At 42.3% G+C, this 6,770-nt stretch carries 6 protein-coding genes; all 6 read right to left on the reverse strand.

The window, feature by feature from the left end; translation table 11 throughout:
• A partial coding sequence (locus GXO74_05190; GenBank protein ID NOZ61054.1) for a LacI family transcriptional regulator occupies positions 1-538 on the reverse strand: 538 nt, incomplete at its 3' end.
• A gap of 117 nt (positions 539-655) precedes the next feature.
• On the reverse strand, positions 656-1,438 hold the full coding sequence (locus tag GXO74_05195) for a glucosamine-6-phosphate deaminase (protein NOZ61055.1): 783 nt from the start codon (positions 1,436-1,438) through the stop codon (positions 656-658).
• A 22-nt stretch (positions 1,439-1,460) separates the two neighbouring features.
• A complete protein-coding gene (locus tag GXO74_05200; protein ID NOZ61056.1) occupies positions 1,461-2,681 on the reverse strand; it encodes a hypothetical protein in 1,221 nt (406 codons plus the stop codon).
• A gap of 66 nt (positions 2,682-2,747) precedes the next feature.
• Positions 2,748-3,914 (reverse strand): N-acetylglucosamine-6-phosphate deacetylase, encoded by a 1,167-nt coding sequence (nagA, locus tag GXO74_05205; protein NOZ61057.1) that lies wholly within the window; start codon positions 3,912-3,914, stop codon positions 2,748-2,750.
• A gap of 24 nt (positions 3,915-3,938) precedes the next feature.
• On the reverse strand, positions 3,939-5,681 hold the full coding sequence (locus tag GXO74_05210) for a glycoside hydrolase family 88 protein (protein NOZ61058.1): 1,743 nt from the start codon (positions 5,679-5,681) through the stop codon (positions 3,939-3,941).
• A gap of 71 nt (positions 5,682-5,752) precedes the next feature.
• The coding region (locus tag GXO74_05215) for a hypothetical protein (protein NOZ61059.1) at positions 5,753-6,770 on the reverse strand (1,018 nt) is incomplete at its 5' end.

Consider the following 6,770-nt stretch of genomic DNA (forward strand, 5'->3'; position numbering starts at 1 on the left):
GAATAATTTCATCAATCGCCTCAAAAGTACTCTGCTCATCGTCAAATGTCACGCAGCTAAATCCGATATTTTCAATCACCCGGTCGAAGAAAACCAGCGGGATTCCTTTTTTTTTGACAAAATCAAAAATCGCGTGATCTCTGGTCTTTTGACTCACGGAAACGAGCAAGCCATCGACGCGCATGGAAAGTAACGTTTCGATATGCCGCGCCTCTTTTCGGTCGTCCTCCTGCGAAACAGTCATGATGATTTCATAATTGTTCTCAAAAGCAACATTGTAAATCGTCTCGATCGCAGTGGCGAAAAAATGGTGAGCAACTTTGGGGACGACAAGGCCTATGGTATTGGATTTTTTTGCGGATAAATTTCGGGCGATGAAATTCGGAGTGTAGCCCATCTTCAAAGCTGTCTCCTTGACCAGTTTCTTCGTCGCAGCGCTGATATCGGGATGATCCCGCAGCGCCTTGGAGACAGTGACTTTGGAGACATTTAATTTCCTGGCAATATCGCTAAGAGTGATCTGATTTGATTTCGCCATTGTCATCCCAATTTACTTAACCGATAAAGTTATCGGTTAAGAATTTATAAAATTTTATTAAATTTGTCAAGCTATTTTTTAATTTTTTTCTCTGCTTCCTCTGAGACTTGATGGCTATCAATAATTTATTTTCTCTGCGGCATCGGCGTCGAGGTAAAGAATCGCACTTTCATGCTTTCTCAAAATAGTTGCCGGACAACTCGTATCAATTTCGCCATTCAGGGTGCGAAAAACAGCGTCTGCTTTTCGCGGTCCCGGAACAAAACAGAACAACGCCCCTGCAGAAACCAGTGCCGGAATTGTGAGCGTCATGGCTGTTTCCGGCACATCGTCAATTGTTGCAAAAGCACCGTCATTCACCTGCTGCTGGCGACAAACTGTTTCCAGTTCCACGACTTTCACCCATTTTTCATCGGAAAAATCCGCTACCGGCGGATCATTGAACGCAATGTGTCCATTTTCGCCAATTCCCATGCAAACTATGTCGATGGGCTTTTCCCGCAATAATTTTTCGTATCTTTGACATTCCTCATCAGCATTTTCAGGCGCCGGATTCAAAAAATGTACCTGCTTGAAATTCACCTTATCGAAAAGGTGCTCCCGTAAATAGTTTCCGAAACATTGCGGCGCATCCGGCGAAAGACCCAAATATTCATCCATGTGAAAAGCGACAATTTTTTCCCAGGGAATGCCCTTGTGCTGCGTGAAAAAATGCAAAAAATCATTCTGCGAAGGCGCCGCCGCGAAAATCATCCGCAGTTCATCTTTTTCTTTCAATTTTGCCAAAATTGCTTTTGCTACATCATCGGCGCCCGATTTGCCCATTTCCGTTCGTTTTTCAAAAATTTTTACATTTAAATTATCTACTTTAAATTCCGAAATTGGTCTAATTTCTTGCATTTCTGCCTCCGAATTTTGCCCGTTACTTTTCAAGATTTTTGCCAATATTCACTTTCACAGTATAAACATTTGCCACGCCAGTACGGTCTGAGCTGAAAATGATGTATTTTCCGTCTGGACTAAAATGAGGGTGCGGATGCGAGTTCTGACCTTCCCAGGAGGAACCGTGGCGAAATAGCTTGTCCACGCGCATACTTTTCCAGTATTCCATTGTCACCATTGTCAACACATCTTCGCCATAAATATCCACAACCCAATGCTTGTTATCCTTGAAAAGAAAAGAATGCCCGTGAGAAACAGGCGCGCTGATCAAAATCGTACGTCCATTGAGATCCGCAATTCCGAGAAATTGCTCCCCCTCTTTATCTCCGAATTTGTACCGCGCGCAGAAGCCCAATTTTGAGCCATCTGCCAGCCAGAATTCATGCGTACGATGGATGCCAAATTCCTGCGGCACAACAGGCCCGCCGTCAGAGCCATCCACTTTCAGCCACCAGATTCTGATCGGAGTGTTCCCACGAATTCCCGGATAATCCCCCTGACGATAAAAATGCTGCCAGCAGTAGGACACAATTGTGGGATCCACAGGATTTGCCAGCAAGTGACTTATTTTAAAACCATACTCCGGGCTAATTTGCTCAATTTCACCAGTCTCAATCTCCAGCCGAAAAACAGCAAAAGGTCCCAATCCGATACGATTTTTCTTATTTATCTCCAATTCTCCCACATCTCTTGCAAAAATTATGTATCGCCCATCACAAGTTACTGTGAAAGAAGTAATACTACCATTGATATTTTTCACAATCCGGCAATTCAGATTTTGTGTATCTATTTCTTTAAATATGCCGTTCATTGTGAAAATCCAGATTTTTTTAAATTGAGGCCAGTGCCAGACTTTGTGACTCAAATTCTTTTCATCGGTCATTTGAATCATTTCGCCTGATGTCAAATTCAATTTAAACAAATTGGACGAACCGGTACGATCAGAAAAAATGATGGCATGCGTGCTATCGATAAAGCTTTCTATGTTAAAATATAAATGCCAGGAAGGTTTTTCCCCGTCAGTCCACTGAGTGATTTCATAGCCAAATTCAGGATCGATCCAGGTCTTTTTTTCTGATTTCCAGATTTTTCCCACGTCAGAAGAAAATAGCGCTGGCGCAAAAATGAGTAAGAAAATTAATACAGACATGATAAAAAAGGAGATTCTTTTCATCCAGCGAAAACAGCACTCATTAATCATTTAGAACTCCGGTGCTAAAATTTATTTTGAAGTTTACAGACACAATTTTGTTCTGCTTTAAACCTTCTATTCCCGTTGAAAAACAATTTCTCCGGCTACAATTGTTTGTTTGATTTTCATTTTCCCGTTTTCCAAAGAAAAGATTATCAAATCAGCGCGTTTGTCCGGTTCAATTGACCCGCGGTCAAAAAGGCCATTTAATCTTGCCGGATTAAAACTTGCCATGGCAATCACTTCCGCCAACGAACAACCTGTAAATTCCATCATTTTATTCACACAGTGATCCAACGGAAAAGCGGCTCCGGCAAGCATATTTTCTTTAACCAGACGAACAATGCCGGAATCGGTTACTTCCAGTTCTACACCATTCCAGGAATATTTTCCCGGCTGCAAACCAGCGAATTTTGTCATATCGGAAATCAAGACAATCTGTTCCATACCTTTAGCGCGAAAAAACACATTCACCTCGTCACGCGACAAATGATGGCCATCAACAATGATACTTGCCATCAGTCTGTCTTCTGCCAGTTGCGGCCAGAGCGGATTTTTGTGACGGTGAATGTAATTGGCGCAAGCATTTCCCAGATGCGTGGAAATCGCAGCGCCGGCATCTGCTGCGCGCCGAATATCTTCCGCTGTCCCGTTGTGATGTCCAATTCCGACGACAATACCCTGCTTCGAACATTTCTGAATGAAATCGATTGCGCCATCAAGTTCCGGAGCGATAGTGACTTGAGTAATTCTCCCCTCTGCCGCTGCGTTGAGTTGTCTGAAAAATTCCCAGTCAGGAGAGCGCAACCATGCCGGATTGTGCGCGCCCCGGAATCCATTTTCTGGACACAAAAACGGTCCCTCCAAATGAATGCCGGGGATTGACCTGCCAATTTCTTCTATTTTCATTGCCTCCGCAATCACGCTGAGATTTTCCTTCATTACTTCAACCGGGCTGGTGACCACGGTCGCCAGAAAACTGGTCACGCCGAATTGGTACAATCCGCGCACGACTTTTTCCACATCTTCGACAGTCAATCCCGGCCCTGAAAAATCAACACCATTGAATCCATTCACCTGATTGTCAATTAATCCAGGCGCAATAAAAATTTTTTCTTTGAATGAATTCTTTTCACCATCAATTTCATTAATGCAATCAATTTTGCCATTTCTGATAAGGACTTCTACGTTTTTTCCGGTCAAATAATGAATCGCTACAATCTTTTCTACTTTCTCGGACATCTTTTTTTCTTCTCTTTTTTTGCTTTATTTCTCTAATCGAGTAATTTCAATAGCCGCAGTAATAATTGCGCCCAATCCGTGGGGAGCATTATCAAATCTTTTTCTGGAAAAATAAAAATTCAAATCATTGCCAATTCCGGTTCCGCGGCAAATTCCGTGAACAGTTCCATCTGCATCAATTTTTCCAACTAATCCCTGCCAGCCTTTACGGACAATTTCTAAATATGACGAGTCAAGCCAATGGTTTCGTATGCCCCGCGCCATTGCCAGGACAAACATGGCGGTGCATGAAGTTTCTTCATAAGATTCTGGATGATCCAAAATCTGGTGCCATAGCCCGTTTTCACCCTGAACTGCCGCCAGGCCGGACATAAATTTCCGATAAATTTTAAGTATCACCGCATAATTCTCATGGCTCTCGGGTAAATGAAGCAAAGTTTCGGATATCGCCCAGGCAATCCAGCCATTTGCTCTGCCCCAGAGTGCGACAGAATTTTCCTTCCGTCGATCAAAATAGCCGTGGAAAAATAATTTCTCCTTTTCATTGAATAAATATTTATGAAACTGCAAGACCTGCCGCGCCGCATCGTCAAAATACTTTTGCTCACCGGTTATTTTTCCCATTCGCAGCAAAAATGGTGCGCTCATGAAAAGATCATCTGCCCAGACAGTTCCCGGCTCTGGCTCCGGACGACAAAATGTGCTGTCTGCCAGCCGAACCTGTCCCTTCATCACGTAATTGGCATTTCGCGCGATGATTTTCCAATAATTTTCATTCTTTTGTTCCGCATACAAATCCACATAAGGCAAAGTCGGTGCACCGGCATCGTCAAGCATGCTTAAGCGAAACATGCGATGAAAACTCCCGCGAAAAGCAAATTGCTTCTCGTATTGGTCTCTGAAATAATCTTCATGCTCAACAGCAAAATCACAGTAGCGACGAACAAATTTTTTTAAAGAAGCATCGTTGATAAAATTTCCCAAATCATTAATCGCCATCATCATCGCGCCATTGGCGTAGTACCAGTCGAGATACGGTTTTTTGCGATAGGTGACATATTCGGGCATACTCAATTGCGCCAAAATCTTTTGCCGCGGAAAATACCAGCGATAAAAACTTCCCTGAAAAGAATAATACAACTCAATAGACGTTTCAGGCGGAAATATTTTTTTCAGGTCTTTCACCCTGTCATTGCCGGGAAAATCAAGGCAAAGCCATTTCGCCTCGCCATTAATTTTATTCTTGAATTCAATATCTTCATCCAAATCTCCCGTTGAAATGATGGGACGAAGAAAAACAACTCCCTCGTTCGCACCAGAGCAAATTTTCAATAGAATCTCATTATTCCCTTTTTGCAAATCAGTCCGAAGCGTATCTTGAAAAAGCAAACGATTATAGGAAATTTCTCGCGGCGGGATTTTCGTGCCAGCCTTATTTTCATAAACTAATTTTCGATTAATCCAGATTTTCAGCGGCGCATCATGGCTGATGCCCAACAAGACTCTTTTTTTCTTTTTAGAAATTATTGAATTTGTCGCAAAATGGACGCGCGGTGCATTAAAGCATTCACCCTCTCGAAAATCCAGAATTTGCAGTCCAAGAACATTTTTTTGAGGCACGAGCTCCAATTCAAAATTTGTGTCCCTCATTATTTTTTCAACCACCCGTCTGGCAATTTCCAGAGGCGTCTGGGAAAATAAATGGGACACAAAAAAGAACAGAGACGCAACAAAGATCAATTTGTTTATTTTCTTTTTTAATCTCATATCTTCTTTTTTTGTTATTTTCTAAAGAAATATTATCTTAAACCAACGGATTGCACAAGTAAAATCAATTTTTATTTCTCCGTTTCTTCCAAAAATTGATAATAATCGCTCAAAAAACGCAATCCAAAAGAAGTCGCAATGTCGCGAATGGTCAGCCACATCTTTCCATGTTTTCTTCTGGTTCTTAATTCAAAAAATGCCCCGGCGAGATTTTTATCAGGATGCTGCGGAGAAAAACGATTTTTCAGCACCCACTGTACGGATTTTTCAATATTATCCTTAAATTCATCGCCAACGCCATATTTTAGCAAACGAAGCCAGACAATTCCGGCAAATGAAACTGCCGAACCACAGGGAGAGTTTTTATTGCTTTTTCCGTTCAAATAATTTTTATAATAAATCAACCCATCATTCTTTTGAAATTTCGCAAATGTTTCCGCTGTTTTCTTCGCTGCCAACAAGTATCGTTTGTCTCCGGTCAAATCATAACCTTCCAACAAAGATTCTGCATACCAGAGATTAAAGCGCGGATGAAACGAACCTTCGTTTTTATGGTTGGGCATGAAATCCATCCACAAGCCTTCGGGGCCCTGTTTCTGTAGCAAACTTTCGCACAATTCCAGAAAAACTTGTTTGTACTTTTCGTTCCCGGTAAATTCATACATGTCCTTATATAGCGATCCCTCGTTGTTGGGTCTGGAAACATCAAACAATTTCTGTCTTTTTTTGTCAGGCCAGAAAGGGCTATTTTCTTTCAACACTTCACCTGTTTTCGGATCTACGCTATCGTAAAAAACACCGTACTCACGCACGTACATGTGCTTCAACATCCACTCACCTGCCTGTGTGGGAATTTGCGCGTATTTTTTCTCGCCGGTGATGTCGTACAATTTGAAAAGCCCTGCTGTTCCGTCGGAAATCGTCGCAAAAACGATAACATCGCCCACAGCGTCGCCGTGGGTCGCGCGCACCATTCCTTTTAATTTGGGATGATCTTTGATCTCCAGACTTACCCACCAATCGCCTGCGCGTTTGGCAGCGGACAAATATTTTTCTTCGCCGGTCACTTCATAAGCACGAAGCAATCCG

Source organism: Calditrichota bacterium, from assembly GCA_013152715.1.
GTDB lineage: Bacteria > Zhuqueibacterota > Zhuqueibacteria > Thermofontimicrobiales > Thermofontimicrobiaceae > 4484-87.

Coding starts and splice junctions, on each gene's coding strand:
- GXO74_05195 (NOZ61055.1), bottom strand. CDS start 1,438: ATGCAAGAAATTAGACCAATTTCGGAATTTAAAGTAGATAATTTAAAT.
- GXO74_05200 (NOZ61056.1), bottom strand. CDS start 2,681: ATGATTAATGAGTGCTGTTTTCGCTGGATGAAAAGAATCTCCTTTTTT.
- nagA (NOZ61057.1), bottom strand. CDS start 3,914: ATGTCCGAGAAAGTAGAAAAGATTGTAGCGATTCATTATTTGACCGGA.
- GXO74_05210 (NOZ61058.1), bottom strand. CDS start 5,681: ATGAGATTAAAAAAGAAAATAAACAAATTGATCTTTGTTGCGTCTCTG.